The sequence below is a fragment of the Microcoleus sp. T2B6 genome, from assembly GCF_036700475.1.
In the GTDB taxonomy this organism is placed as follows: domain Bacteria; phylum Cyanobacteriota; class Cyanobacteriia; order Cyanobacteriales; family Microcoleaceae; genus Microcoleus.
The window spans coordinates 42,290-68,607 of record NZ_JAUBOZ010000037.1; the positions used below are offsets into that span (position 1 = coordinate 42,290).

A 26,318-nucleotide genomic window follows, 5' to 3' on the forward strand; every position below is an offset into this window, starting at 1 on the left:
ACCGGGGAGTGTCAATCATCCCATCCCAAAATCTCTGCCACTTTTCCCGGCAGGGTGGTGGGTTCAAATGGTTTGCGAATTACCCCAGCAACACCCATTTCGGCAAAGTTGGCTATATCGTTTGGCATAACTCTTGCTGTCAGCAGAATCACTGGAATCGATCGAGTAATCGGATCGGATTGGAGGATCTCGTACACAGCAAACCCATCCATTCCCGGCATTGATATATCCAGCAAAATAGCATTAGGTCGTTCTGTTTGTAGGATTTGTAAACATTCTTGTCCTGATTCGGCCACCAGGGTGTTCCATCCCGCGAGGTCTTCCAGGCACAACTGTACCAGTTCGCGGAGGTGTTCTTGGTCATCAACGATGAGAATTTGCTTCCCTATCATCTTGTTTTGGGGCAGGAGACTGCCATCATAATTAGCTAATTGCAAAGTGTTCATTTTATTGGGGTTGATTATAAATCAATTTTTCGGTTGCCAATTGGGTCTCAAATACACATCTTTAAGCAATCGCTCAAATTTGCAGTTGAGAGTTGAATCCGAACTTCGGATGGCGGAACTCTCAATTCTTTAGCAAGCTGAATTGTTAAACCATCCGAGTGTATTTCAATTTCAGAGATTTCAGGATGTACGCGGTGGGGCAACGGGATGAGACTTTGAAATCCACTAGGAAGGAAATAACCTTCTACTCCAGCCACTTCGGTAGGTTGACCTTGGATTAAAACAGTTTCTGGAGTGATTTGGAGATTCAATTTGACAAGATGAATGTCAGAAATGTGAACTTTAACGATAAGTGTCGCATCCTTTTCTTGAACTTTAATGCCTGCGATCGGTGTTTCCTCTGTATGAGCAATCCAAAGTGTGGATTGCTGACAACCAGTGGGCAAACCGGAAAATGAATCTGCGAGATCCTGATTTATATCATTCAAAGCCTGAAAAGCATTCATCGAGTCTCCTCCTAATGCAAAGAACTTTTAGCTGCATAACAGGAGACTAAATAGCAACGGTAAGGAATTGGTAAAGATTCCGTTATTGTTACAAAACTTCACAAAACTGGTAAAATTTATTCATTCCATCCCAAAATCTCTGCTACTTCTTCCGTCAGGGTGATGGGTTGGATGGGTTTGGCAATTACCCCAGCTACCGCCATTTGGGCAAATTTAGCCCGATCGCTGGGCAAAACTTTCGCTGTCACCAGAATCACTGGAATCGATCGGGTTATGGGATGGGATTGGAGGATCTCGTACACCGCAAACCCATCCATTCCCGGCATAGATACATCTAGCAAAATAGCGTTGGGTTGTTCTATTTGCAGTATTTGTAAACATTCCTCTCCCGATCCTGCCCCCACTGTTTCCCATCCGCCTAAATCTTCTAAGCAGGCCTGCACAAGTTCCCGAAGGTGTTCTTCATCGTCAACAACTAGAATTTGTCTGTCAGTCATGGGATTTTGGATTGGATAATTTGGATTTTGGATGGATGCTACAGATTAATCTCAGGGTTCTTCAATGGTGGCTAAGGGTAGGGTAAAGTAAAATGTGCTGCCTTCACCTAAGATACTTTCCGCCCAGATTTTGCCGCCATGCTGCTCAACTATACTGCGACAGATTGGTAAACCTAAACCGGTGCCTCCTTTTTCACGGGAGTCGGAGGCATCGACTTGCTGAAATCGCCCAAAAATGAGTTCTAGTTTATCGGCAGGAATGCCTCGTCCGCGATCGCTAACTTGGAACAGCACAAAGTCTGTCTGGTTTTCGGCACTCAGATGAATTGTGGAATCCGCAGGTGAGAATTTAATCGCATTACTGAGCAAATTTGTTAAGGTTTGGACGATCGCATCTCCTGTTGCCCAGACTTCGGCATCCGTGGGGGTAACGATTAATGATATCTGCTGTTGAGTAGCGATCGCCTGAATGCTATCTACTGCTTGCTGCATCAAATCGGCAGCTTTGCAAACGGTTTTCTCCACAATTGCCCGCCCGGAGTCTAGGCGCTCCAAATCTAAAATATCATTAACCAGGTTCACTAAACGATTGGTATCGAGGAGGGCAATTTCAATCATGCGTCTAGATTTTTCGGGTTTTTTATCATAAACCCCACTTTTTATTAGTCCCAATGACATTTGAATTCCTGTCAAAGGAGTGCGAAGTTCATGGCTGACAATGCCAATGAACTCATCTTTAATGTGTTCGAGCCTTTGTCGTTCGGTAATATCTTCCCCAATGCTGATAGTTCCAATGATTTTTCCCTCTGAATCTTGCAGAACGGTATTGTTCCAAGCAATGAACCGTTCTTCACCCGATTTTTTCAAGATGGGATTTTGATAATAGACATGATATTTCTGGGCTAAAACTTCCGAAAAAACAACTTTAATCGATTGTTGAATAGAACGGGGTAATAATTCTTTAAACCAATTTTTTCCGATAACCTCGGGGTGAGTATATCCTGTGATTTGTAAGAAGAAAGGATTAACGTAATTGACATTTCCCCCTATATCAAGTCCGACAACAATCAACTGCACGTTATCCAAAAGCGATCGCCAGCGTCGTTCGGCTTCTCGGATCGTGGCTTCGGCTTGCTTACGTTCTTGCAGTTCTAGGTGAAGTTGTCGGTAGAGCTTGGATTGCTGAATGGCGATCGACAATTGGCTGGCAATCTGTTCAAGTAAGTCTATTTCCCATGATTGCCATTGACGAGGTGCCTTATTTTGGTAGATAGCTAACAAACCCCAGAGATTTTCTCTCAAAAATATCGGGAAAACTGCATAACTTTTGGCTTGAAATTGTTCAACTAGCTCGATATGACAGGGTTGAAGTTCAGCGCTGTAAATATTATTAATAACAAAATTTTCATGATTGCGGAATCGACCGCCGTGAGTTTCTTGCAGATAGGTATCTGCACAATTTTTTTGGAGATCGCTTCCTATCAGTTTTACCCAATCCTCACCAACTGACTCCACGACAAAATCACCACTCCAATCAGGATTAAAGCGGTAAATGGTAGTGCGATCCGTTTGTAATGTCTGCCTGATTTCAGTAACAGCAGTATTTAGAACGGCATTCAGATCCAAAGATTGGCGAATCCCTTGAGTAATCCTCCAGAGCAAATTTTCCTTTCGGGATTTCTGTAGTAAGGCTACTGCCGCCTCTTGTCGAAGTTCTTCGAGGTGCTTCGCTACTGTGATATCTTGATGAACTGCCACCAGAACATCGCCATAGTCTGAATGATTGAATACACAGCAAGTCGCACTACACCAAAATGGAGTCCCATCTTTCTTGACATTATGAACTTCATAGCTAAATTCACCCCTTTGTAAAACGGCAGACCGAATGGCTTGATTTGTATCTTCAGGACTCACCGATGCGCTGCCATAGTTGAGAATTGAAACGTGCTGACCGTTGAGTTCGCCAGAGTCATAGCCAAACATCTGCTCAAATTTAGGATTGGCATAGACAATAACTGCATTATCTGTTCTTACTAAACAAATGCCTTCGGCCATGTTGCGGGTAATGACAGCCTGAAGCTCCAGCATTTGTTCGGCTTGTTTAAGCTTAGTCAGATCGCGCAGACTAACGATTACCCCTACAATATTTTCGCCTGCATCACGTAAAGGTATATAAGTAACGCTCAAAAATTGCCTGACTAAATTGGGAGAATCAAACCAGTTTTCATACTGAATTTTTTCGCCCGTCAAACATCTGTCTAACCGAGGTTTTATCATGTTATCGAACACGTCTGCACCCAGGATATTTCTAACAGAATTTCCGATAACTTCGCTTTCAGATTTGTTGCACCAATTCAAATAAGCTTGATTGACTATTTGATAAATATAGTTACGATCCATCAACACAATCCCATCTGTTGTATTGAATACGATGCGTTCATATTGGCGGAATGCTTCTTCTGTACGTTTGCGATCGGTGATATCAAATAAGCTAGAACGACTCATCATGAAGTTACCTGCTTCATCATAAATTGCTGTAGCATTTAAGTTTACCCAAATGGGTTTTCCGTTTTTATTCAACATCTGAAACTCTAAATTATTGATATATCCTTGTTTTTTAAATAAGGGAAAGTTGTGATAAAAAATATCTTTACTTTCCAGCGTAATTAAATCAACAAATTTCTTTTTGTGCACAATTTCATCGCGGGTATAGCCTAACCACTTCAGTTCCGTATCATTAATCATAATTATTGTTCCTGCTGCATCTAGGGAATGATAGCCACAGGGAGCATTATTATATAGGTCTTCAACTTGAGTGATATAGTGTTGCAAGCTATCGTTGACTTCAGTGAGTTCTCGTGTCCGTTCTATGCCTGGTTGTTCGAGTTCAGTATGGAGTTGCTGTAGGGAAATTCCTGCTGGTTGGCGCTCCCTCTGTTCCGTTTGTACTTGCTCAAATAAATCCGCTTGCTGAATGGCAATTCCAGCTTGAGTTGCTAGCTGTCGCATGAGTTCAATTTCTGATGGTTGCCATTCGCGAGGTGCTGCACAGTGATGGGCAATCAATAATCCCCAAAGTTCTTCTCCCTTAAGGATAGGAATAACCAGGTTAGCTCTAACTTGAAAAGTGGTCAGGAATTCCCGGTGACAAGTATCAATTGGGGCAGTATAAATATCAGATTTAGAGGTAAATAAGCCTTGTTTGAAGGGTTCGATATAGTTTTCACCCACGCAAGGATCGTGTATCTGAGTGGATAAGATTGCTGTCCATTCTGAACCAACTGACTCTACCAACACCTTTCCGCTCCAGTCGGGAGCAAATTGGAAGATAATTACGCGATCGCATTGCAGAATGTTTCTGAGTTCCGTTACCGTCGTGTCGAGAATATCTTCTAGTTTGAGGAATTCGGAGAGAGAAAGTGCTATTTTAGCAAGGATTTCTTGTTGCTGTTGTTGCAATTTCCCATTATTCTCATCAGTATGTTCTATCATTAATCTACTTAATTAATTAATTAATTACATTTTTTAGATTGAGGCAGAAACCGGGTTTTTAGCCATCGTGCGTAATACCAATTTAATGTGAAGTTGCACATATCTCGATCCCCCTAAATCCCCCTTAAGAAGGGGGACGAAAGATCGGAATCTTGTCCCCTCCTTATTAAGGCAGGGCGGTTTCATTCTTGGTAGGGGCAATCCCCCTGTGGTTGCCCCCATGTCCCAAACGCCTGTGAAATCGTCTGTGGGTGGGGGCGGGCACGGGGGCATCGCCCCTACAAAAGCCTGATTTTGGTGAGAATGAAACCGCCCCCCTTAATAAGAGGGGGGGACAAGAGTGTTCTCAAAGTCAACCCCTACTCCCCTTATCAAGGGGGATTTAGGGGGATCTAGACTGGGCTACCCGCGAGAGATACAGAGGGGTTTCAGGCTTAAGTTGACACGCTTTGGTAGGGTGGGCACCGCGCATCGGTAGCTAGCACAGTACCCGGATTGTGAACTGTATCCGAAATAGCAAAACAGATTGTTGAGAGTTTATAGTTAAGAAATTATAAGTTTTGCGTTAATAAATTACGATTAAAAGTCTGCCGCTCGCATGAGGAATAGCGGCCAAATTATGAGTTATGATTTATCAGTTTGGATTGGAACTAACAAATCCCAATTACCAAATTTTAAGTACAAATTACTAATTGCCAATCATCGCTACAAATCATGCCAAACTCAATGTTAAATAACGACCCGTTGTGGTTCAAAGACGCGATTATTTACGAAGTACCAGTTCGCGCTTTTGCAGACAGCAATGCAGACGGCATCGGCGACTTTAGAGGACTGACAGAAAAACTGGATTACCTGCAAAACTTGGGAGTAACAGCAATTTGGGTACTGCCATTTTTTCCCTCGCCGCTCCGAGACGACGGCTACGATACATCTCACTATACTACCGTCAACCCGATTTACGGCACATTAGAGGACTTTAAAGACCTTTTAGAAGCAGCGCACCAACGGGGAATTCGCGTCATTATTGAGTTAATTGTTAACCACACTTCCGATCAGCACGCTTGGTTTCAGCGAGCGCGCCGTGCCCCGAAAGGCAGTAACGAAAGAGATTTTTATGTGTGGAGCGACACGCCGGAAAAATATCAAGATGCTCGGATTATTTTCAAAGATTTTGAAACATCTAATTGGGCTTGGGATGCGGTAGCAAAAGCTTATTACTGGCACCGTTTTTATTCCCACCAACCAGATTTGAATTACGACAATCCGGCCGTCCGCCAAGCCATCTTAGATGTGGTAGATTTCTGGTTGGCGCTGGGAGTAGACGGACTGCGAATGGATGCGGTGCCTTACCTGTACGAGCGCGAAGGTACTAACTGCGAAAACCTGCCAGAAACTCACGTATTCTTGAAGCACTTGCGGAAGCACGTAGATGAGAAATTCCCGAACCGGATGCTGCTTGCTGAGGCGAATCAGTGGCCGGAGGATGCAGTTCAATATTACGCGGCCGGCGATGAATGTCACATGAACTTTCATTTTCCGCTGATGCCACGTTTATTTATGGCTTTGTATATGGAAGATAGCTTCCCAATTAGCGACATTCTCCAGCAAACTCCGCAGATTCCCAATAACTGTCAGTGGGCATTATTTTTGCGGAATCACGATGAATTGACGCTGGAAATGGTGAGTGATGAAGACCGAGATTATATGTATCGGGTTTACGCTCAAGACACTCAGGCGAGAATTAATTTGGGCATCCGCCGCCGCTTGGCTCCTTTGATGGGAAATAACCGCCGCCGCATCGAGTTGATGAATGCTTTGCTGCTGTCTCTTCCGGGTACGCCGGTGCTTTACTACGGCGATGAAATTGGCATGGGAGACAATATCTATTTGGGCGATCGCAACGGGGTGAGAACTCCGATGCAGTGGAGCGGCGATCGCAATGCCGGTTTCAGCCGTGCTAACCCGCAACGGCTTTACGCGCCGCCAATTGTTGACCCTGAATATCACTACGAATCTATTAACGTGGAAGCGCTGCGGGCGAATCCGAGTTCTCTTTGGTGGTGGATGAAACGCCTGATTGCAATTCGGCAGCGTTTCCAAGCATTCGGCCGCGGAACTTGCGAGTTCCTGTACCCGGAAAACCGCAAAGTTTTAGCTTTTGTTCGCACTTATCAAGACGAACACATCCTCGTAGTGGCTAATTTGTCGCGCTTCGTCCAGACGGCAGAATTAGACCTTGCGCCCTTTAAAGGTGCTGTTCCGGTGGAGATTTTCGGCCGCACAGAGTTTCCTGCCGTTGGGGAGCAGCCTTACTTTTTGAGCTTGAGCCCTCACACTTTTTACTGGTTTACTCTTACTGCTAAACACGAAGATTTTTCGTTGCACGGTCATCCTACAGACTTGCCTAGTTTGGCGGTGATAGGCAATTGGAAAACAGCTTTTGCTACAAGTCAGTTAAGCGATATGCTGCTTAATCTTTTGCCGGGATACCTGCGGCGCAATCGCTGGTTTAGCGGTACAGACAGGACAATTCAATCATTAGAAATAAGTGATGTTGTACCGGTTGAATGTAAAGATAGTGCGGGGGAGCAATCTCAAGTTTACATTCTGTTCTTGCAGTTGAATTATACTGAAGGTATGCCGGAAACTTACGTTTTGCCTTTAGGGTGGGAAGAGATTAAAGGCGAGGTGGACGATCGGGCGATCGCGCGCCTGCAATTCCCAGAAAGCAACAAGGAAGTCGGGGTACTATTTGATGCTGCTGGGGACAAAGGTTTTCTGAGCGCGCTGCTGGGGACGATCGCCAATTCTCGCAGTTACAGAGGTGTTGCAGGTCAACTGCTAGGAATTGCCGACAGTGCATTCAAATCAGAAGAAGAGTTAGCGCAGCTCGAACCTCACCTGTTCAAAAAAGAACAAAGCAATACATCCGCAGGTTACGGCGACCGCTTCGTCCTGAAAATATTGCGAAAAATCGAGGAAGGAATTAACCCCGAATTAGAAATCGGACGCTTTTTAACAGAGCGCAACTCGATCCAACACTACGCTCCAATTGCCGGAGCATTGGAATATCACACACCAGCAAAACAAGTCCTTACAGTCGGAATCCTACAAAAATTAATCCCCGACAGCGTAGATGCTTGGTCTTATACATTAGACACGCTGCGCGACTATTTCGAGCAAGTAATGACAGTAGAAGCAAAGCATTCCGGCGAGAATTTATCTACTGCCCCCGAAAATTATTTGCCGAACGCTTTGACCGGACAAAGCCAGCGGCAGCAAAACTCGCTAGTAGCCGATTTATCCCTAGAAATTCCGGCATTAGCTCGCGAACTCATCGGCTCTTACTTAGCATCAGCGGAACTTTTAGGTAAGCGGACAGCCGAACTTCACCTCGCTTTAGCTGCTGACACAGAAAATCCCGCTTTTGCCCCAGAAAGCTTCACCTCCTTTTACCAGCGTTCCATCTATCAATACATGAGAAATGTGGCCGGAAGAACTTTGCTGGATCTGAAAAAACGGATGTCCAAACTGCCGCCAGAAATACAAAAATCGGCGCAAAAGCTGCTCAACCGCGAAGATTTGCTCATGGAACGTTTCAAGTCTATTTTGAACTTGAGAATCACGGCCGATAGAATTCGCTGTCACGGGGACTTTCATTTTGGGCAAGTTCTTTATACAGGCAAAGACTTCGTAATTATTGATTTCGGAGGAGAACGCGATCGACCCTTAAGCGAGCGGCGGATGAAGAGGTCGCCCCTGCGAGATGTTGCGGGAATGCTGCAATCTTTGAGTTACGCTGTTACTTTGGCACTCCGCAATGAAGTAGAAAGTGGGATGATTCGCCCGGAAAATCTCCCGGAGATGCAGCAGTGGGCGAACGTTTGGCACCGCTGGGTCAGCCTCACTTTTGTTAAGAGCTATTTGGCAACAGCAGCCGATGCAGATTTCTTGCCCAAATCTATACCGGAACTACAAGTTTTGCTAGATGCTTACATTTTGGAAAAAGCGGTTGGCGAGCTAGCCTACGAACTTAATTACCGCTTGGATTGGGCGCACATTCCCCTTCAGCGGATTGTAGAATTGCTGAATTTATAAGGGCGGGTTTATCTATACTCGTTAGGGTGCGTGACTTTCTAGCCACTCAAGTGGCAGCCAGATTCTTGAGAGTCACGCACCTTACATCACGAAATCTGCTTTGATAACGATTTTATCGGCGAATATAATTCGCTCCTATACAAACAAAGTCCGTGCAACCCCAGACTAGAAGAAAAGATGGTAAAAAACCGATTTCCTATTACTTAAAATAAAGAGCGGCTTGATACAAAACTTGTTCTTGATGCGTTAACAAAGTGCAGTCAGAAAGCGGGTAAGCCACACAAGTAACAGCGTAGCCCGCTTGCAATTCTGACGGCTTCAAAAACTTTTGTTCGCTTTGGTCGATTTCACCGCTCAGCAGTTTGGCAACGCAAGCAGAACACTCTCCTTGCTTGCATCCATTCGGCAAGCGGATGCCGGCATCTTCTGCCATATCTAAGATATACTGGTCGTCTGGTACTGCGATCGTGCGATCGAGCGCGAGAGCCTCATTCACCAACCGAACTTGATAAACAGCCATTTTTTTCTTATTCCTCGCGAAAGGGCGGGTTTACGATGCTGTTAGTCCTAGCAAATATTTCGGGTAAAACCCGCCCCTACAGCTAGAAAGGGCGGATTTATATCGTGTATATCTAGACAAGTGCTTCTTGATAATCGAGATTTTCATCTAGATAAATAGCCCGAATATCCTCCGGCAAGTTGGATTCTAAACTTTGATATCCTTTTTGCAGCAAAGCCTTTACCTGAGCGGGCGAAATAGCTTCGCCTTCTGCTTGCAAATAAGCTGCAATTCGAGTTTCGCTCCAGCGGAAAGTCTGAGCCATCAACACCACTAAACGCGGCAGCGGCGCTAACAATTCTAAGGCTTGTTTGACGTAACACCACAGGGGAGGCGGAGCCGATTGCAAAGAGTAGTGAATCGACTCAACAGGGGGCAATTCAGCTTGATTTATGCAGACTGCGGTGACATTAATCAGCCAGTTTTGGAGACTGAGATTTTCGCCATCAGACTCTTGGATTTCGCGGCGCAAATCGAGGCCTCGCAGTTCGTGATAGATGTGCAGCCAAGTGTGGGCAAATAGGTAATCTCCTTGTACGGGCGATCGCACGGAATGGCGAATCAGGGAGTGTACAATTTGAGCGTAGCGGCAAAAAATTGCCGTGAAGAACCTACCTTGATCGGGATGGTTTTGAAACAAAGTCAATAATTCCTGATCGCTGTGGTGAAACAGGGATTTGACCACAGGATGGTTGAATTCGGAAAAATTAGGTGTTTGCACAATTGTTCTGGAAAGGTTTGGAGAATAAATGCGGGTGCAGCCCGATTCTACAACACGATATACATTTGATGCAAGTGCTTAAAAAATATGTTGATACTTAAGTCAATTAATTATATAATATCGCCAAATGTTTATATTCCATGAAGGAGTCCAGAAGCATGAGCAACTTGAAACAAGTTAGCATCTATACTCGCGGTATAACTACGCCGAGCGGTGCTGGTGGATATGGGGCAATCTTGCTGTATGAAAATCATCGCAAGGAACTATCCGGGGGATTTCAGTTAACTACACACCATCGTATGGATATTATTGCTGCAATTGAAGGTCTAAAAGCACTCAAAACAAGATGTAAAGTGACGCTATACAATAACAATGGCTACCTTGTAGATGCTATTGCCAACAATTGGGCGCTGCGCTGGCAAGCTAATAACTGGAAAAATAGCGAACACAAACCTACTGCTAACGTAGATTTGTGGGAGCAACTACTCCAATTCTGTTCGCAACACGACGTGGAGTTTATTAGACTTAAGCAATCTGCAGGCAACCAAGAGTATCAACGCTGCAATTATATTTCCAGACAAGCGGCCAATCAACAAAACTTACCAGCAGATGAAGGCTATCAACGGTGAACCCCGCTAGGGAAACCATATCCTCCGCCCCCCGGTGTCTCAATGACAAACACATCCCCCGGCTGCATTTCCACAGTCGCCGTACTCCCCAAATTCTCAACTTTTCCATCAACCGTTTCAACATAATTCCGTCCAACTTTCCCCGCTTCACCCCCATTCAAACCGCAAGGAGAAATCACCCGCCGCCCCGATAAAATTCCCGCCGTCATCGCCTCCCGAAACCGTACTCGCCGCACAACTCCATTACCGCCGCGATGAGATCCATTCCCCCCGCTATTAGCCCGAATTGCAAAACTTTCTAACAACACCGGAAACCGCCATTCTAATACTTCTGGGTCAGTTAAACGCGAATTAGTCATGTGAGTTTGAACCGCATCCGTACCATCAAAATCTGCACCAGCACCCGAACCGCCACAAATAGTTTCATAATATTGATAGCGCTGATTTCCAAAGGTAAAATTATTCATAGTTCCCTGAGAAGCAGCCATCACTCCCAAAGCACAATACAAAGCATCGGTAATATTCTGCGATGTTTCCACATTTCCGGCCACTACCGCCGCTGGATAGCGAGGATTCAGCATACAGCCTTCGGGATTGATGATTTCGAGAGGTTTCAAACAGCCCGCATTTAGAGGAATATCGTCATCTACCAAGGTGCGGAAAACATACAAAACAGCGGCTTTGCACACCGCAGCGGGAGCATTAAAATTGTTGGTTTGTTGAGCAGAAGTGCCAGCAAAATCTATTTTTGCACTGCGCGCAGATTTGTCAATTGTAATCGCTACCTTAATTTGTCCGCCACTATCCATCGGATAAGTAAATTCGCCATCTTGCAAAACATCAATTACCCTGCGTACCGACTCTTCCGCATTGTCTTGTACGAAGCCCATATAAGCTTGCACTGTCTCTAATCCATAATGTTCTACCATCTTGAGAAGTTCTTCTGCGCCGCGCTTGTTAGCAGCAATTTGTGCTTGCAAATCGGCTATATTTTGAACGGAATTGCGAACAGGAAACTTACCCGATGTCAGAATTTCTAGTAATTCTTTTTCTCGAAAATAGCCCTCGCTTACTAACAGGAAATTGTCAAGCAATACACCTTCTTCAGTTACTGTGGTACTGTTAGGAGGCATGGAACCGGGAGTGATGCCGCCGATGTCGGCGTGGTGTCCCCGCGAGGCAACATAAAACAAAGGAAGGGAGGAATCACGATCGAATACTGGAGTAATAACGGTGATATCTGGTAAATGCGTGCCGCCGTTGTAGGGATTGTTAGAAACATAAACATCGTCCGGTTGAACCGCATTGCCTTGTGCTAAAATTAAAGCTTCAACGCTTTCGCTCATCGAGCCTAGATGTACGGGAATGTGCGGCGCGTTGGCAACTAATTGCCCGTTTTTGTCGAAAATTGCACAGGAAAAGTCGAGACGTTCTTTGATGTTGACTGAGGAACTTGTGTTTTGCAATGTGACGCCCATTTGTTCCGCTATCGCCCGAAACAAATTATTAAAAATTTCCAGCAAAACCGGATCGGATTTAACCGCAGATAAACGCGAAGGAACGCGGATATTATCTGCGTCCATCTGCGTGCATCTGCGGTTCAAAATTAAATCATTATTTTCGGTGATTTCCGCTTCCCAGCCCGGTTCTATGATATTAGTTCCCGTAGCTTCAACAATCATAGCAGGGCCTTCTATGCAGTCGCCAGATCGCAAATCGTCTCTCTGATAAACAGGCGTTTCCCGCCAGCCGCCACCCACATACATTTGCACCGTTGAAATTGGTTGCACGGGCAAGATGCCCGTGCCACTAGAGGGGGAAATTGTGGATGCTTCCGGCACATCCAATGTCTGCAAAATTGGTTGCACAGGCAAGATGCCTGTGCCACAAGAGGGGGAAATTTGGGATGCTTCCGGCACATCCATTGTCTGCAAAATTGGTGGCACAGGCAAGATGCCCGTGCCACAAGAGGGGGAAATTTGGGATGCTTCCGGCACATCCATTGTCTGCAAAATTGGTGGCACAGGCAAGATGCCCGTGCCACAAGAGGGGGAAATTGTGGATGCTTCCGGCACATCCATTTTTTCTACAACTTCCACCGAAACCGCTTCCACAATCAGCGGTTTTTCTGGCATAATAAAACTGTAACGCTGTCGGTGGGCTGCTTCAAATTCAGCCTGCATGACCTCAATATTGTCAGCAAAATTGACCGCCAAAACCGAGTCACTTCCCTGATATTTTAAGCGCAACTTGCTAACAACTAAAACCTCTGACTCATTCTCTGTGTTCTCTGCGCCTCTGCGGTTCAATTCCCTCTTTCCATCTACCTCCAATTCGGCTAAAATATGATGCAAATTGGGTAATAATTCTGCATTTAATTGTTGCTCGATCGCCCTTTCGCGAATAGCCCGCACATCAGCCAAACCCATACCGTAAGCCGACAACACACCCGCATAAGGGTGAATAAATACCCGTTTCATCCCCAAAGCATCGGCGATCGCACAAGCGTGTTGGCCGCCCGCACCGCCGAAACAGCACAATGTATACTCCGAAACATCGTAACCGCGCTGAAGCGAGATTTTTTTGACAGCATTTGCCATCTTTTCCACAGCGATCGCCAAAAAACCCTCCGCCACCTCTTCGGCCGTCCTCTCGCCCCCAATTTCCCCCGCTAATTGCCCAAATTTTTGCTTTACTACGTCAGGGGCGATCGGCAAATCTCCATTCAATCCAAATACTTTCGGGAAAAAATCCGGTTGAATTTTCCCCAACATCACATTGCAATCAGTCACCGTCAAGGGGCCGCCTTTGCGATAGCAAGCGGGCCCAGGATTGGCTCCCGCCGACTCCGGCCCGACGCGGTAGCGAGCCCCGTCAAAAAAGACAATTGAACCGCCGCCGGCTGCTACAGTGTGAATTGCCATCACGGGCGATCGCAATCTCACCCCAGCAATTTCCGTCTCAAATTCGCGTTCGTATTCCCCGTTAAAATGGGCAACATCTGTGGAAGTTCCGCCCATATCAAAGGTAATAATTTTATCAAAACCTGCCTTTTTGCTCGTTTGAACTGCACCGACAATACCGCCTGCTGGGCCGGATAAAATACTGTTTTTTCCTTGAAATTGTGCCGCGTCTACTAAGCCGCCATTCGATTGCATAAACATTAATTTAGGGGACGGGCACGGGGAGGAGGAGGAGGGCGGGCACGGGGAGGGCGGGCACGGGGAGGAAGAGGGCGGGCACGGGGGCACCGCCCCTACAGATAATTGACTGGTTACTTGTTCGACGTATCGACGTAAAATCGGAGATAAATAAGCATCGACAACCGCAGTATCTCCCCGCGAAACCAGTTTCATCAGCGGGCTGACTTCGTGAGATACTGAAATTTGAGTAAAGCCAATTTCTTTCGCTATTTTAGCAACTTGTTTTTCGTGTTCCGAGTAGCGGTAGCCGTGCATGAATACGATCGCACAACTGCGAATTCCCTCATCGTATGCTTTCTGCAAAGACGGGATAAATTCGGGATTGACAGCAGTTAACTCCTCACCTTGAGCGCTGTAGCGTTCTGCAACTTCAATAACTCGATCGTACAGCATCTGGGGCAAAACAATGTGACGCGCGAAAATATTGGGGCGGTTTTGATAGCCAATTCTCAGCGCATCGCCGAAACCTTTAGTAATTAACAGAATTGTGCGATCGCCTTTTCGTTCCAGCAAAGCATTTGTCGCCACCGTCGTCCCCATTTTAATCGCTTCAATTTCGGCGGCGGGTATAGCTGCGTCGGCGGGAATTCTCAAAATATCGCGAATTCCTTGAACTGCGGCGTCGGTGTAGCGTTCTGGGTTTTCCGACAGCAGCTTGTGAATGACTAACTTACCGTCGGGACTCTTGGCGACAATATCGGTAAAAGTGCCACCGCGATCGATCCAGAATTGCCAGCGAGTGCGATCGGGAGAAGTAGGATTCATATCTCTTTTTTTTGAAATTTTTGCTTGATTAATTTACAATTATTCAACAAACTTCTGTTCGAGTCAATTCATAAAATTCCTAACTTCGGGTCATAAAAGTCATAATTTCTGGTCGATCAAACTAGGAGGCGCTCGATCGTGTTAATTATAGATGTCGAATGCCCTTGACTAACCCCTGACAAACACCAGCCAGAAAATCCAAATCCAAAGTCTCAATCCTATCGCTTTCTCGATGATAATGCGGATTTCGCATATTAGCAGTATCAGTCACCATAATAGCCGGATAACCATTATCCCAAAAAGGAACATGATCGCTGCGGCGAGTATCCGGCACAATTAAACCTCGATTCGGCACCGGCAGCCACTCGCAGGGCTGACCAGATTTGCGAATTTTACCACTCAAATTAATCAAATCGGGAACCGTCCGCAAAGTGCCAATTAAAGCAATAAAATTACCACTATTTGGATAAAAATATTTCAAGCCAGCGGGATAGCTTTGAGAATTAGGATTATGGTTGCAATAACCCAACATTTCCAAAGAAATCATTAACCGGATTGACTCTTGCTGTTGCTTGTATTTAGCTGCATGATGACTGCTTCCCAAACAACCGTATTCTTCCATATCGAAGGCAACTAATTGCACTGGATATTTGAGCGGCCCAGATGCGATATTCCTTGCGAGTTCCAGCAAAACAGCAACACCAGTAGCATTATCATCGGCCCCAGGCGATCCGGGTACAGTATCGTAATGAGCACCAATTACGATCGGCGGCAACCGCTTCTTACTCGCCCGATCGAAGGGGGGTAAATCCAAAATCAAATTGTGATGAATTCGGCCGCGCACGGAAAAATCGTCAATTTCTACAGTTCCCCACTGTGCCAACTGTTCGCGGATGTATTGCTGGGCATAAAAATGCCCTTCGGATGCGAGGTATGGGTTGCGATCGCGTACAATTTGAATCAGATGGCTGTGCAAGCGTTCTTTGAGATTCATGCGATCGGAGATACAATGAGTACACTAAGATTATATGGGATTGAATTATGATTGGAGAAGTCAGAATCGAAAATTATAAGTCCATTCAAAAGCTGAAGCTAGAATTAGGACGAGTCACCGTATTGATTGGTGAAAATGGCTGTGGCAAAAGCAATATCCTAGAGGCGATCGCCCTTGCTTCTGCGGCGGCAGATGATAAGCTGGATAACGAGTTTTTAGCATCTAGGGGCATCAGAGTTACAGAACCTCAATTTATGCGATCGGCTTTTGAAAAGGAAAATTTAGATAAAGATATCAGCATTGAGTTAAGAGCGAATAAGGGACAACCATTCAGTTGTATTTTACAAAATGATAATGCTCCTTATTCTCAGTGGCTTAGTAAAACCTTTTTGGGTAATACTGAAACCTCTCTCAAGAATGCTGTTAAGCAGGTGGTTCAAAAATATGGCGGTCGAAACAAATTGATATCTATTTTAGAAGAAAAAAATGAGCTTTCCGAAGACCTTTTTTTAAGCTTTCAAAAGGAGGCAGAATCATTTAGTGAACTACTTGACGTAAATCTATTCGTAATTTACTCTCCTGAAAATCCCGCGTTACGAACTTTTGAAAAAGAAGGGCAAATTCAACCGTTAGGCATTAAGGGCGAAGGCTTATTTAAACTTATAAATGTCTTGAGTGTAGACCAAAACCCAGGTAAACTCAATCAAATCAAAGAAAATCTGCGATTGATAGATTGGTTTAAAGATTTTGAAGTTTCTCAAAATTTAGCAGCAATGCAAACTTCTATCCAAATCCAAGATAGGTACTTAGATACTCATTTAAGTTATTTCGACCAAAGAAGCTCGAATGAAGGATTTTTATTTTTACTGTTTTACTTTACCTTGTTCGTCAGCGATCTCACACCTAAATTTTTCGCAATAGATAACATTGATGCTTCTCTCAATCCCAGATTGTGCCGCCGATTAATGCAAGAATTAGTCGAATTAGCAAAAAAACACGACAAACAAGTAATTTTTACAACCCACAATCCGGCGGTTTTGGACGGTTTGAATTTAGAGGATGACGAACAGCGACTGCTTGTGATTTCTCGCAACCAATTAGGTTATACTAAAGCCAGACGCATTCTGGGCCCCAAACCTCTAGAGGGCCAAGAACCAGTAGAGTTATCAGAGGCATTTTTGAGAGGCTATATCGGCGGACTTCCTAAGAATTTTTAATATGATTAGTTTTGGATTGATTGCAGAGGGACTGACTGATCAAATTGTAATAGAAGATATTTTAGCTGGATATTTTAATAGTGCATATATAGAGGTGACACCTCTTCAGCCAAAAAGAGATAAATCCAAAACCGGCGGCTGGACTCTAGTATTTGATTATTGTAGGTCAAAAAAATTTCAAGAAGCATTTCAATTTATTGACTATATCATTATTCAGATAGATACGGATGTTTCAGAAGATTATGGTGTAGCAAAACAAGATGAAAACGGTGAGTTTACTCCCCAGCAGTTAATTGCAAAAGTTATTGAAAAGTTTAGAAATGCGATCGGCGATAATTTTTACAGCAGATATCAACAACAAATTATATTTGCCATCTCCGTACATTCTATTGAGTGTTGGTTGCTGCCCCTGTATTATACAGACAAGAAGAAACAAGCTAAAGTTAAGAACTGCCTCGATACTTTAAACCTGCAACTTGCGAAAAAACATAAGTTTACGATCGACGCTAATGCTAAAAATCCTGAATATTATCGAGTAATTTCAGAACAATATCGCAAGCATAAAGTTTTGATGAAGCATTACGCAGAAAATCCCAGTTTAAAAACTTTTATAGAAGAGATTCAAAGCAGAGGCATTAAGAGTGGTGATGAAGAGGATTGGTAAGGAAGCAAGTTATTATGTCATATAATAGAAACATAGTTATCGGAGATTACCATGCAAGCATACAAACTTAGAGGTAAAATCGATGCAACTGGCAACTTGGTAGTTGTGGAACCCGTGAATATGCCGCCGGGAGATGTAGAAATCATCGTCTTGCAGCTACCTGATACGGTTAAACAAGCCAGCGCCTCAGAAAATGCGATCGCACCTGAAGAACCTCAAAAAAAGTTTAAAACTAACGTGAAGGCATTTCAAGGTTTATTCGATCGAGATGCTGTACCGGAACCGCTGGATTTTGACGATCCAGACAAACAAGCAAAATGGGAATATTTAAAGGAAAAACATAACTTGTGAAAATCCTGATAGACACCAATATAATAGTAGATGTTGCGCTCGAACGAGAACCTTTCTTTGCTGAGAGCGATCGCATTTTAACTTTTGTTGAAGAAGCACAAATTCAAGGCTATATTTCAGCCTCAACTTTTAGCGACCTTTACTATATTATCCGCAGAGACAGAGGCCGCGATTGGACGCTGGCTTTTTTGCGGCAGTTAGCCACATTTTGTCAAGTAGCAACAGTAGATAACTCAGTTATTTCAATGGCATTAACTTGCAAATTCAAGGATTTTGAAGATGCGATTCAGTACAGCACTGCTGTAATCAATCGAATTGATGCCATTGTCACCCGCAACCCGCGAGATTTTCCGGTTACTACTCCTAGGATTGTAACTCCAAATCAGTTAATTCTTGAATTAACTGATTCTCCTTAAATTTCTCAAAGCGCTAAACTTCTGATTCCAATTCGCTAACCCGCAACTGCACGGGTAATTCTACAGAATTCAACTCTGACGACTCTAATAATCCTGTTGCTTCAACTTCTGCACTCGCTTCACCGTGCCGCATTTTCTTCAATTTATCACCCAAAGTATCCCGCTGGTTAATCAAATAAATACTCACCAAAGTCAGCCCTACTCCCATCGATTGTAGCGGATTCAGCACTTCGCCCAAGAACAAATTGCCGAACAGCAAAGCAAATACAGGCGTAAGAAAGGTAAGAGAACTTAAACTTGTCAGACTGCCACTCGAAGCAAAATAAAAGAATAAACCGTAGGCGATCGCACTTCCGAACACAGTAGAATAACCTAACGCCATCCAGCCGGAAAAATCGATATTCACAAACTGCTCAGACTCCGTTGCAGCAGAAAATGCCAACAGCGGCAAACCGCCCAAAATCATGTGCCAACCAGTCGCCACCACCGGGTCAACATAACGGCAAACCCAGCGCACCAAAACCGTACCCACAGCCATCGACAAAGCAGCCAACAGCATCAACCATTCTCCACCCTGAAACAACTGTTCGATTCCCGCAGAAACCTCCCTGTTTTCAGGATGAAAAAGCCCCAAAATCCAGCCATCGGGCAACCCGATCAAACTGATGCCCGCAACGCCAATAACTAATCCCAACCAGCCCCAAAAACCTATTTTTTCTTGAAACAGCCACAAACACAAAATCGCCACAGCTAGCGGTTGAGAATCAATCATCACCGAACCCAAACCCGCACCGGTTCTCGCCAAACCTTCGGCTAAAAAGCCTTGAAACAAAGTAGCGTCAACCAAAGCAAACAGCGAAATCCACAGCCAAGCTTTCCAACCCTGCGGCTGCGGTTTTCCCATCAGCGCCGCCCCCAGCAGCACCAACACACCCGCAGGTACTAAACGCACGAATGCCACAAACAGTGGCGTTGTGTGCGGCATCACCCCCTTCATCGCTACCATCGCGGTTCCCCACAGGAAAAACGGCGCAATTAGCAACAGCGGGGCAAAAGGCAGTTTTGAATCGGTAAGTTTTAGCTGCATGGGGAGGGCTCCAGATAATTGATGAGATTGATTCTCGTGGGGATGATGTAGTTTTGTTAAGCAATTTTTACAATTATATATTGGTGTTGAGTTAAATGCGATCGCACAAACCTCGGCCAATCTGGAACAGGCAAGATGCCTGTTCCACAAAATCAAGGTGCAACAGGCATCTTGCCTGTGGCCAACAATCTGGAACAGGCATCTTGCCTGTTCCACAATCAAGCAATTTCTTGTGGAACAGGCATCTTGCCTGTTGCCAACAATCTGGAACAGGCATCTTGCCTGTTCCACAAAATCAAGGTGGAACAGGCATCTTGCCTGTTGCCAACAATCTGGAACAGGCAAGATGCCTGTTCCACAATCAAGCAATTTCTTGTGCAACAGGCATCTTGCCTGTTGCCAACAATCTGGAACAGGCAAGATGCCTGTTCCACAAAATCAAGGTGGAACAGGCATCTTGCCTGTTGCCAACAATCTGGAACGGGCAAGATGCCCGTTCCACAATCAAGCAATTTCTTGTGGAACAGGCATCTTGCCTGTTCCTAAATGGCACAACATCTACCCCGACGAATAAGGCACACTATAAGAAGTTAGCTACAAAAATCCGTAACATTGCCTGTACACTGCCCATGATTTGGCCATTCAAGCCCCGCTACCGCAAACAAATCGCCCGTATCGAAATCACCGGAGCCATTGCCGGAGAAACCCGTAAACGAGTCCTAGAAGCTCTCAAAACTGTTGAAGAACGCAAATTTCCCGCCTTGCTGCTGCGGATAGACAGCCCCGGCGGCACCGTCGGCGATTCCCAGGAAATTTACAGCGCCCTCAAGCGTTTGCGCGAAAAAGTCAAAATTGTCGCCAGTTTCGGCAATATTTCAGCTTCTGGTGGAGTTTACATCGGCATGGGAGCCGAACATATCGTTGCTAATCCCGGTACAATTACCGGCAGCATTGGCGTGATTATCCGGGGTAACAATCTAGAACGGCTGTTAGAAAAAGTAGGCGTTTCTTTTAAGGTGATTAAATCGGGGCCGTATAAAGATATCTTGGCATTCGATCGCGAATTGACAGATCCTGAACAGCAAATTCTGCAAGACTTGATCGACACCAGCTACCAGCAATTCGTGGAAACGGTTGCCGAAGCCCGTTCATTGGCTGTTGAAAAAGTCAAAAGTTTTGCCGACGGTCGCGTTTTTACCGGTCAGCAAGCCTTAGAATTGGGTTTGGTCGATCGACTGGGAACAGAAGAGGACGCTCGCCGCCTTGCCGCCGAACTCGCAGGCCTGGACCCGGAAAAAACCGAGTCTTGCACGCTAGAAAAACAAAAACCTTTCCTAAATCGTGTCTTGGGGAGTAGTCTGGATATATCCGGGCTTTCAGCTTACAATAATTTGCTGGAATTCGAGCTTTCTACTAGCGGTTTGCCGCTGTGGATGTATCGCCCGTGATTAAATAGTCAGTTGGCAGTGGACAGTAGTCAGTTGGCAGTGGTAATTGGTAATTAGTAATTGGTAATTGCAACTAGCAACTGACAACTAGCAACTGACAACTAACAACTGACAACTGACTACTGAACAACTGACTAATATGGAGGAAATTTGCGTGGATTGGCAAGTGCGGGGGATTCGTGGGGCAACTACTGCTAGCGAGAATTCGGTGGCAGCAATTCGAGAAGCGGTGAGAGAATTATTAGATGAATTAGAAGCAAAAAATGATATAAATCCAGATTTAATTATTAGTGCTACGTTTTCTGCTACTCGTGATTTAGATGCTGTGTTTCCGGCCGCGATCGCCCGCGAACGTCCTCACTGGTGTAATGTTCCTTTGTTGGACGTGCAGCAAATGCACGTTGAGGGTGCTTTGGAACGCTGCATCCGGTTTTTAATTCACGTTAACTGGCCGGCACATACTGAAATTTATCATCCTTATTTGCGGGGAGCTCAAAATTTGCGCCCGGATAGGAATTTAGCGGTGGCGGTGGCTGGGGAAAATTAGACTTGGCGATTGTGAATGTCGATCGCCCCGACAACTCAAAAAGTCAAACATTCCTATAGCCTTTCTCAGTCACATGAGGTGCTCTCGCGGGCATAGGGCATAGGGCATAGGGCATAGGGCATAGGGCATAGGGCATAGGGCATAGGGCATAGGGCATAGGGCATAGGACAAAGCCCCCATACCTCACAACGCTTGAGAACCGCTATAGACTCACGGGCTCCCAGAAACCGGGTTTTTTCTCGAATAGTTGGTTACAGCCGAGGAAAACGGCAAAAACCCGGTTTCTTTGATTTTGTCGATCGCCCCGACAACTCAAAAAAGGACTCTCGTCGGATTTGACTCTCATTCTTGTTGACAAATTGCAGGTTAAATGAGGATGTTTTATGAATAGAACAAACTTACTATCTCGAATCTCGATCGATCCCAATATCGGCTATGGTAAACCCTGCATTCGGGGACATCAAATCTGGGTTTCTGTGATTCTAGATTGCCTAGCTAGTGGCTCGACTATTGAGGAAATAATTCAGCAGTATCCTAGTATAGGGCGAGAGGATATTCTTGCTTGTATTGCCTATGGTGCAGAAATAATTGAGCGAAATAGCGAACCTCACCAGTTAGTAAGTCTCCAGCCCGATCGAGTGATTTATGCCGAGTTTTCAGAAATGGCAAACGATCTAGAATATCAAGCAGAAGCTTTGGCAATTTGTCAAGATTTTGAGACAGCCGACTGGGAAGCATTGCTAATAGGTGAGTCTGAATATGAGACGCGGTGAAGTTTATGATGCTGATTTTGAACCTGTTCAAGGTTCAGAGCAAGGAGGGACTCGCCCAGCGATTATTGTTAGCAACGATTCGATAAATGCGTCGAGTCAAGTTGTGCTGGTGGTTCCTTGTACCACTTATCGCCCACCACGCCGCATTTATCGGAGTCAGGTACTCATAATTGCTCCTGATGGAGGATTCGATCGAGACTCAATAGCACTTGGAGAGCAAGTTCGCGCTTTGGCGAAAAGTCGCCTTTTACGTAAACGCGGGACACTTTCTGAGTCTACTGTGGTGCAATTGGATAGCGCTTTGTCGATCGCCTTGGATTTATCTAATCAATAGACTTGGCGCCTGTGAAAGTCGATCGCCCCGACAACTCAAAAAGTCAAACATTCCTAGACTCACGGGTTCTGAGAAACCGGGTTTTTTCCTCAGAAGACGCCTTACAGCCGACGAAAACCGCAAAAACCCGGTTTCTGGGATTTTGTCGCCCCGACAATTCAAAAAAGGCTCTCGTCGGATTTTACTCTCATTCTTGTTGACAAGTTGCAGGTTAAGGTGTATGGTGAGTTTGCGAGTTGCAAAGCTCGATCGCTCCAGAACGTTGAAAATTGCATAGTTTTTTTTTTGATCTGCGGCTAGTTTCAGTGTCGCAGATCGGCAATCGACGCACCTCGGGCGATCGGCAAAACCCTGATTTTCTCGTTGGGGTGCGTCGATTACTCTGATACCAAGGGTTACGGCTTGCAAGCAATTGAGCTTATTGCAGGTTTTAGGGTCTTATTGACAGGTAAAATATGGTGCGTCGATTTGAGGCTTGAAACCCTTTCTGGGTAAGGCTCCCTGGCCGAAGAGTCTCCTTTACCACTTCCCCGCGAGGGGATTGAAACTTAATCTTCCACTCAGTTTCAAGATTTTGTAGGTTTAGTCTCCTTTACCACTTCCCCGCGAGGGGATTGAAACCTCTTGCCTATTTGTCTGAGAGAGTAGCTTCAAGCAAGGTCTCCTTTACCACTTCCCCGCGAGGGGATTGAAACTTGATGTGAGTAGTCTCTGCGAGTAGGCTTTGCTGTTGAAAGTCTCCTTTACCACTTCCCCGCGAGGGGATTGAAACAACCATCGGAGGATTGATGGCATAAATCCATACATCGCGTCTCCTTTACCACTTCCCCGCGAGGGGATTGAAACTTGTTGTAGCTTGGCTAAATTTTCTGTGATACGCTCTATCGTCTCCTTTACCACTTCCCCGCGAGGGGATTGAAACCACCTGCTGCTAAGCAATATTCACAAACATGAATTGTCTCCTTTACCACTTCCCCGCGAGGGGATTGAAACAAGTCATAGGCTCACTACCTGATGCCAACCCGAATCGTCTCCTTTACCACTTCCCCGCGAGGGGATTGAAACAGGAACTTGTAACATATTCTGAGGTCCCATTTCTTCAAGGCTGTCTCCTTTACCACTTCCCCGCGAGGGGATTGAAACTTTAGAAAACATATGAACTCAAACATTCAAAATTTCCGGTCTCCTTTACCACTTCCCCGCGAGGGGATTGAAACTTGAAAGTCATCTTCTGCGTCGGTAACCCAAACTGATGTCTCCTTTACCACTTCCCCGCGAGGGGATTGAAACAATGAGTATTCACTTTTTTGAAACAGGTTTGCTTTTGTCTCCTTTACCACTTCCCCGCGAGGGGATTGAAACCTGCATTTACCACCTGTTAAAGCAGTATCTGTACTGTCTCCTTTACCACTTCCCCGCGAGGGGATTGAAACATCATGGGTGATAGTCACGACATACCCGTTGAGTTTAGGTCTCCTTTACCACTTCCCCGCGAGGGGATTGAAACTTCATCTGTTTCTCTCGTTTTCGTGTGGGTGGGTAAAGTCTCCTTTACCACTTCCCCGCGAGGGGATTGAAACTTCGGGTCTGGATCAAGCCAGCCTTTTCCGTAGTCATCGTCTCCTTTACCACTTCCCCGCGAGGGGATTGAAACTTTCCGTAGCTAGGATTCCCACATCGGGAACAGCTTTCGCCAGTCTCCTTTACCACTTCCCCGCGAGGGGATTGAAACTTTCCAGTTTCCTTATTGTAACAACTTTCCACTTTATGTCTCCTTTACCACTTCCCCGCGAGGGGATTGAAACTGGAAATTTTATTTCAGCCCACATTGTTGCTTGGTGGGTCTCCTTTACCACTTCCCCGCGAGGGGATTGAAACGCTCAGGTATACCATCTAGGGTTACAACTGCAGGACGTCTCCTTTACCACTTCCCCGCGAGGGGATTGAAACTAAGAGTGTAGATTATTAGTGTGCCTCGATCAGTTTTGTCTCCTTTACCACTTCCCCGCGAGGGGATTGAAACAACTCTAACTAAACCTCGTATGGTTTTGTTCAGCTTGTCTCCTTTACCACTTCCCCGCGAGGGGATTGAAACTATTTTGACGATACCCCTTTATAACACAGCGGTCATAAGGTCTCCTTTACCACTTCCCCGCGAGGGGATTGAAACTTTAATCGGGCATCATAATCCCAACGAACTGACCAGCACGTCTCCTTTACCACTTCCCCGCGAGGGGATTGAAACTTATTTGTATAAATCATGACATTATTCAATAGAATTTAGTCTCCTTTACCACTTCCCCGCGAGGGGATTGAAACAGAAATTATCAGTTTCTCAGTAGGCTCAGAGAAAACGTCTCCTTTACCACTTCCCCGCGAGGGGATTGAAACAATATTAGCTGAATAATTACCTTTCTTATCTTTACCGTAAGAGTCTCCTTTACCACTTCCCCGCGAGGGGATTGAAACTCTACATCATTATCCCAAGAGAAATATGGATCTTGTTCATCATGTCTCCTTTACCACTTCCCCGCGAGGGGATTGAAACAATCAACCTCATACAGAGACTCATCCGAAAATAGTCATCGTCTCCTTTACCACTTCCCCGCGAGGGGATTGAAACGGGTTGTCCTCAGCTCCGTAGACCGTGCCGTCTACTGTGTCTCCTTTACCACTTCCCCGCGAGGGGATTGAAACTAAAATCCGACCAGATATTACGTTAGCTAATGTTAGTTGTCTCCTTTACCACTTCCCCGCGAGGGGATTGAAACTACATCTGGTGGAAATTTTTCCATTTCTTTGCAACGCCAGAATTTATGCACTCCGACCAAAGAAACCGGGTTTTTTACCGAATCTGTGCACTACAACCAAATATTTTCGTAAAAAACCCGGTTTCTGGGCCCCTACTTAGCTTCTTTACCACTTCCCCAAGAGGGGATTAAAACTACATCTGCTGGAAATTTTTCCCTTTCTTTGCAACGCCAGAATTTATGCACTCCGACGAAAGAAACCGGGTTTTTTACCGAATCTGTGGACTACAACCAAATATTTTCGTAAAAAAACCCGGTTTCTGGGCCCCTACTTAGCTTCTTTACCACTTCCCCAAGAGGGGATTGATATCAAATCCGGTGTGCGATTCGTTTAACCTAAATGGGTAGGTTCTCCTATCCAGGGACGGTTAGCCTAACTCCTAGAAGTTAGTGATAACTGATTACACTTATGGGTGAGGCATTAAGTCAAGTCCCAGTCCGCAGGTGCAGCGGTAAAAGCATATCCCCTATTTTGTTGGGTAGCAACTAACAGGATAAAGCGGGGATAAAAGGCAGAAAGACTCTTAGCCGAATGGGGTAGCTGTCGAGCAAGAACATATGCGTAGCGAAAGCAAAAATGTGTCTGAACCACCGTTATGATAGATGGTCAAACGGCTGACTGACCAAGCCAAAAGGCAAGGATAGGGCATAAGCAATTATCGGATTGACTTATCAGCACTGCCCAAAAAACCCGGTGGATAGCATTACGCTGTTATGTTCAACCAATGTGTAATCGGAACGAAGTAAAGCATTCATAGCCC

20 protein-coding genes and 1 CRISPR repeat array are annotated in these 26,318 nt (G+C 45.3%); of the genes, 10 read left to right on the forward strand and 10 right to left on the reverse strand.

Going from position 1 to position 26,318, the window contains the following annotated elements:
• Positions 1-11: 11 nt before the first annotated feature.
• The 4 genes from QUA00_RS17615 to QUA00_RS17630 form a co-directional block, all read right to left on the reverse strand.
• On the reverse strand, positions 12-392 hold the full coding sequence (locus QUA00_RS17615; protein WP_333410481.1) for a response regulator: 381 nt from the start codon (positions 390-392) through the stop codon (positions 12-14).
• A gap of 101 nt (positions 393-493) precedes the next feature.
• Positions 494-952 (reverse strand): hypothetical protein, encoded by a 459-nt coding sequence (locus tag QUA00_RS17620; protein ID WP_333410451.1) that lies wholly within the window; start codon positions 950-952, stop codon positions 494-496.
• A 116-nt stretch (positions 953-1,068) separates the two neighbouring features.
• Complete coding sequence (locus QUA00_RS17625) at positions 1,069-1,449, reverse strand: response regulator (RefSeq protein WP_333410453.1); 381 nt, start codon at positions 1,447-1,449, stop codon at positions 1,069-1,071.
• A gap of 51 nt (positions 1,450-1,500) precedes the next feature.
• Positions 1,501-4,941 carry a PAS domain S-box protein gene (locus QUA00_RS17630; protein ID WP_333410455.1) on the reverse strand — a complete coding sequence of 1,147 codons (3,441 nt, stop codon included), beginning with the start codon at positions 4,939-4,941 and terminating at the stop codon, positions 1,501-1,503.
• A 714-nt stretch (positions 4,942-5,655) separates the two neighbouring features.
• Here QUA00_RS17630 and treS point away from each other — a divergent pair.
• Positions 5,656-9,039, forward strand: coding sequence for a maltose alpha-D-glucosyltransferase (gene treS / locus QUA00_RS17635; RefSeq protein WP_333410456.1), 3,384 nt, complete (start codon positions 5,656-5,658; stop codon positions 9,037-9,039).
• Positions 9,040-9,238: 199 nt separating this feature from the next.
• Here treS and QUA00_RS17640 read toward each other — a convergent pair whose 3' ends face one another.
• Together QUA00_RS17640 and QUA00_RS17645 are read right to left on the reverse strand one after the other, a co-directional pair.
• Positions 9,239-9,559 carry a 2Fe-2S iron-sulfur cluster-binding protein gene (locus tag QUA00_RS17640; protein WP_333410458.1) on the reverse strand — a complete coding sequence of 107 codons (321 nt, stop codon included), beginning with the start codon at positions 9,557-9,559 and terminating at the stop codon, positions 9,239-9,241.
• Between the two features lie 112 nt (positions 9,560-9,671).
• Positions 9,672-10,319 (reverse strand): sigma-70 family RNA polymerase sigma factor, encoded by a 648-nt coding sequence (locus QUA00_RS17645; RefSeq protein WP_333321432.1) that lies wholly within the window; start codon positions 10,317-10,319, stop codon positions 9,672-9,674.
• 158 nt (positions 10,320-10,477) lie between these two features.
• On the opposite strand from QUA00_RS17645, the gene QUA00_RS17650 reads away from it, so the two are divergent.
• Complete coding sequence (locus QUA00_RS17650; RefSeq protein ID WP_333410461.1) at positions 10,478-10,948, forward strand: RNase H family protein; 471 nt, start codon at positions 10,478-10,480, stop codon at positions 10,946-10,948.
• On the opposite strand, the gene QUA00_RS17655 is transcribed toward QUA00_RS17650, so the two are convergent.
• The gene (locus QUA00_RS17655; protein WP_333410462.1) at positions 10,939-14,916 is read right to left on the reverse strand and encodes a hydantoinase B/oxoprolinase family protein; all 3,978 of its coding nucleotides are present in this window, start codon (positions 14,914-14,916) and stop codon (positions 10,939-10,941) included. The genes QUA00_RS17650 and QUA00_RS17655 overlap by 10 nt on opposite strands.
• Before the next feature lie 145 nt (positions 14,917-15,061).
• Positions 15,062-15,910, reverse strand: coding sequence for a M20/M25/M40 family metallo-hydrolase (locus tag QUA00_RS17660; protein WP_333410464.1), 849 nt, complete (start codon positions 15,908-15,910; stop codon positions 15,062-15,064).
• A gap of 47 nt (positions 15,911-15,957) precedes the next feature.
• Between QUA00_RS17660 and QUA00_RS17665 the strand changes: the two genes are divergently transcribed.
• Genes QUA00_RS17665 through QUA00_RS17680 form a run of 4 tightly spaced genes read left to right on the forward strand, consistent with a single transcriptional unit; the run spans position 15,958 to position 18,558 of the window.
• Positions 15,958-17,127, forward strand: a complete 1,170-nt coding sequence (locus QUA00_RS17665; protein WP_333410466.1) for an AAA family ATPase — start codon at positions 15,958-15,960, stop codon at positions 17,125-17,127.
• 1 nt (position 17,128) lies between these two features.
• On the forward strand, positions 17,129-17,791 hold the full coding sequence (locus QUA00_RS17670) for a phage tail protein (protein ID WP_333410469.1): 663 nt from the start codon (positions 17,129-17,131) through the stop codon (positions 17,789-17,791).
• A 51-nt stretch (positions 17,792-17,842) separates the two neighbouring features.
• Positions 17,843-18,142, forward strand: a complete 300-nt coding sequence (locus tag QUA00_RS17675) for a hypothetical protein (RefSeq protein WP_333141977.1) — start codon at positions 17,843-17,845, stop codon at positions 18,140-18,142.
• Entirely contained in the window at positions 18,139-18,558 is a 420-nt protein-coding gene (locus QUA00_RS17680) for a PIN domain-containing protein (protein ID WP_333410471.1), read from the forward strand. The genes QUA00_RS17675 and QUA00_RS17680 overlap by 4 nt, the downstream gene beginning before the upstream one ends.
• Positions 18,559-18,571: 13 nt before the next feature.
• On the opposite strand, the gene QUA00_RS17685 is transcribed toward QUA00_RS17680, so the two are convergent.
• A complete protein-coding gene (locus QUA00_RS17685; RefSeq protein ID WP_333410473.1) occupies positions 18,572-19,645 on the reverse strand; it encodes a DMT family transporter in 1,074 nt (357 codons plus the stop codon).
• Positions 19,646-19,736: 91 nt separating this feature from the next.
• Positions 19,737-19,922 (reverse strand): hypothetical protein, encoded by a 186-nt coding sequence (locus tag QUA00_RS17690; RefSeq protein WP_333410475.1) that lies wholly within the window; start codon positions 19,920-19,922, stop codon positions 19,737-19,739.
• Positions 19,923-20,274: 352 nt separating this feature from the next.
• Between QUA00_RS17690 and sppA the strand changes: the two genes are divergently transcribed.
• The 4 genes from sppA (at position 20,275) to QUA00_RS17710 (ending at position 22,747) form a co-directional block, all read left to right on the forward strand.
• Positions 20,275-21,093, forward strand: coding sequence for a signal peptide peptidase SppA (sppA, locus tag QUA00_RS17695; protein WP_333410483.1), 819 nt, complete (start codon positions 20,275-20,277; stop codon positions 21,091-21,093).
• A 139-nt stretch (positions 21,094-21,232) separates the two neighbouring features.
• Positions 21,233-21,640: a chorismate mutase gene (aroH, locus tag QUA00_RS17700; protein WP_333103791.1), complete on the forward strand. Its 408-nt coding sequence runs from the start codon at positions 21,233-21,235 to the stop codon at positions 21,638-21,640.
• Positions 21,641-22,023: 383 nt separating this feature from the next.
• Complete coding sequence (locus QUA00_RS17705; RefSeq protein WP_333410477.1) at positions 22,024-22,413, forward strand: DUF433 domain-containing protein; 390 nt, start codon at positions 22,024-22,026, stop codon at positions 22,411-22,413.
• A complete protein-coding gene (locus tag QUA00_RS17710) occupies positions 22,400-22,747 on the forward strand; it encodes a type II toxin-antitoxin system PemK/MazF family toxin (RefSeq protein ID WP_333279918.1) in 348 nt (115 codons plus the stop codon). Before QUA00_RS17705 ends, QUA00_RS17710 begins: the two co-directional genes overlap by 14 nt.
• 512 nt (positions 22,748-23,259) lie before the next feature.
• Positions 23,260-25,518: direct repeats of the CRISPR family, unit length 36 nt; unit sequence GTCTCCTTTACCACTTCCCCGCGAGGGGATTGAAAC.
• Positions 25,519-26,318: the final 800 nt, after the last annotated feature.

Bases quoted from the DNA above. Each gene is read 5' to 3' on its own strand.
- QUA00_RS17615 (WP_333410481.1), bottom strand. From the start codon at position 392: ATGATAGGGAAGCAAATTCTCATCGTTGATGACCAAGAACACCTCCGC.
- QUA00_RS17620 (WP_333410451.1), bottom strand. From the start codon at position 952: ATGAATGCTTTTCAGGCTTTGAATGATATAAATCAGGATCTCGCAGAT.
- QUA00_RS17625 (WP_333410453.1), bottom strand. From the start codon at position 1,449: ATGACTGACAGACAAATTCTAGTTGTTGACGATGAAGAACACCTTCGG.
- QUA00_RS17630 (WP_333410455.1), bottom strand. From the start codon at position 4,941: ATGATAGAACATACTGATGAGAATAATGGGAAATTGCAACAACAGCAA.
- treS (WP_333410456.1), top strand. From the start codon at position 5,656: ATGCCAAACTCAATGTTAAATAACGACCCGTTGTGGTTCAAAGACGCG.
- QUA00_RS17640 (WP_333410458.1), bottom strand. From the start codon at position 9,559: ATGGCTGTTTATCAAGTTCGGTTGGTGAATGAGGCTCTCGCGCTCGAT.
- QUA00_RS17650 (WP_333410461.1), top strand. From the start codon at position 10,478: ATGAGCAACTTGAAACAAGTTAGCATCTATACTCGCGGTATAACTACG.
- QUA00_RS17655 (WP_333410462.1), bottom strand. From the start codon at position 14,916: ATGAATCCTACTTCTCCCGATCGCACTCGCTGGCAATTCTGGATCGAT.
- QUA00_RS17660 (WP_333410464.1), bottom strand. From the start codon at position 15,910: ATGAATCTCAAAGAACGCTTGCACAGCCATCTGATTCAAATTGTACGC.
- QUA00_RS17665 (WP_333410466.1), top strand. From the start codon at position 15,958: ATGATTGGAGAAGTCAGAATCGAAAATTATAAGTCCATTCAAAAGCTG.
- QUA00_RS17670 (WP_333410469.1), top strand. From the start codon at position 17,129: ATGATTAGTTTTGGATTGATTGCAGAGGGACTGACTGATCAAATTGTA.
- QUA00_RS17675 (WP_333141977.1), top strand. From the start codon at position 17,843: ATGCAAGCATACAAACTTAGAGGTAAAATCGATGCAACTGGCAACTTG.
- QUA00_RS17685 (WP_333410473.1), bottom strand. From the start codon at position 19,645: ATGCAGCTAAAACTTACCGATTCAAAACTGCCTTTTGCCCCGCTGTTG.
- QUA00_RS17690 (WP_333410475.1), bottom strand. From the start codon at position 19,922: ATGCCTGTTCCAGATTGTTGGCAACAGGCAAGATGCCTGTTCCACAAG.
- sppA (WP_333410483.1), top strand. From the start codon at position 20,275: ATGATTTGGCCATTCAAGCCCCGCTACCGCAAACAAATCGCCCGTATC.
- aroH (WP_333103791.1), top strand. From the start codon at position 21,233: ATGGAGGAAATTTGCGTGGATTGGCAAGTGCGGGGGATTCGTGGGGCA.
- QUA00_RS17705 (WP_333410477.1), top strand. From the start codon at position 22,024: ATGAATAGAACAAACTTACTATCTCGAATCTCGATCGATCCCAATATC.
- QUA00_RS17710 (WP_333279918.1), top strand. From the start codon at position 22,400: ATGAGACGCGGTGAAGTTTATGATGCTGATTTTGAACCTGTTCAAGGT.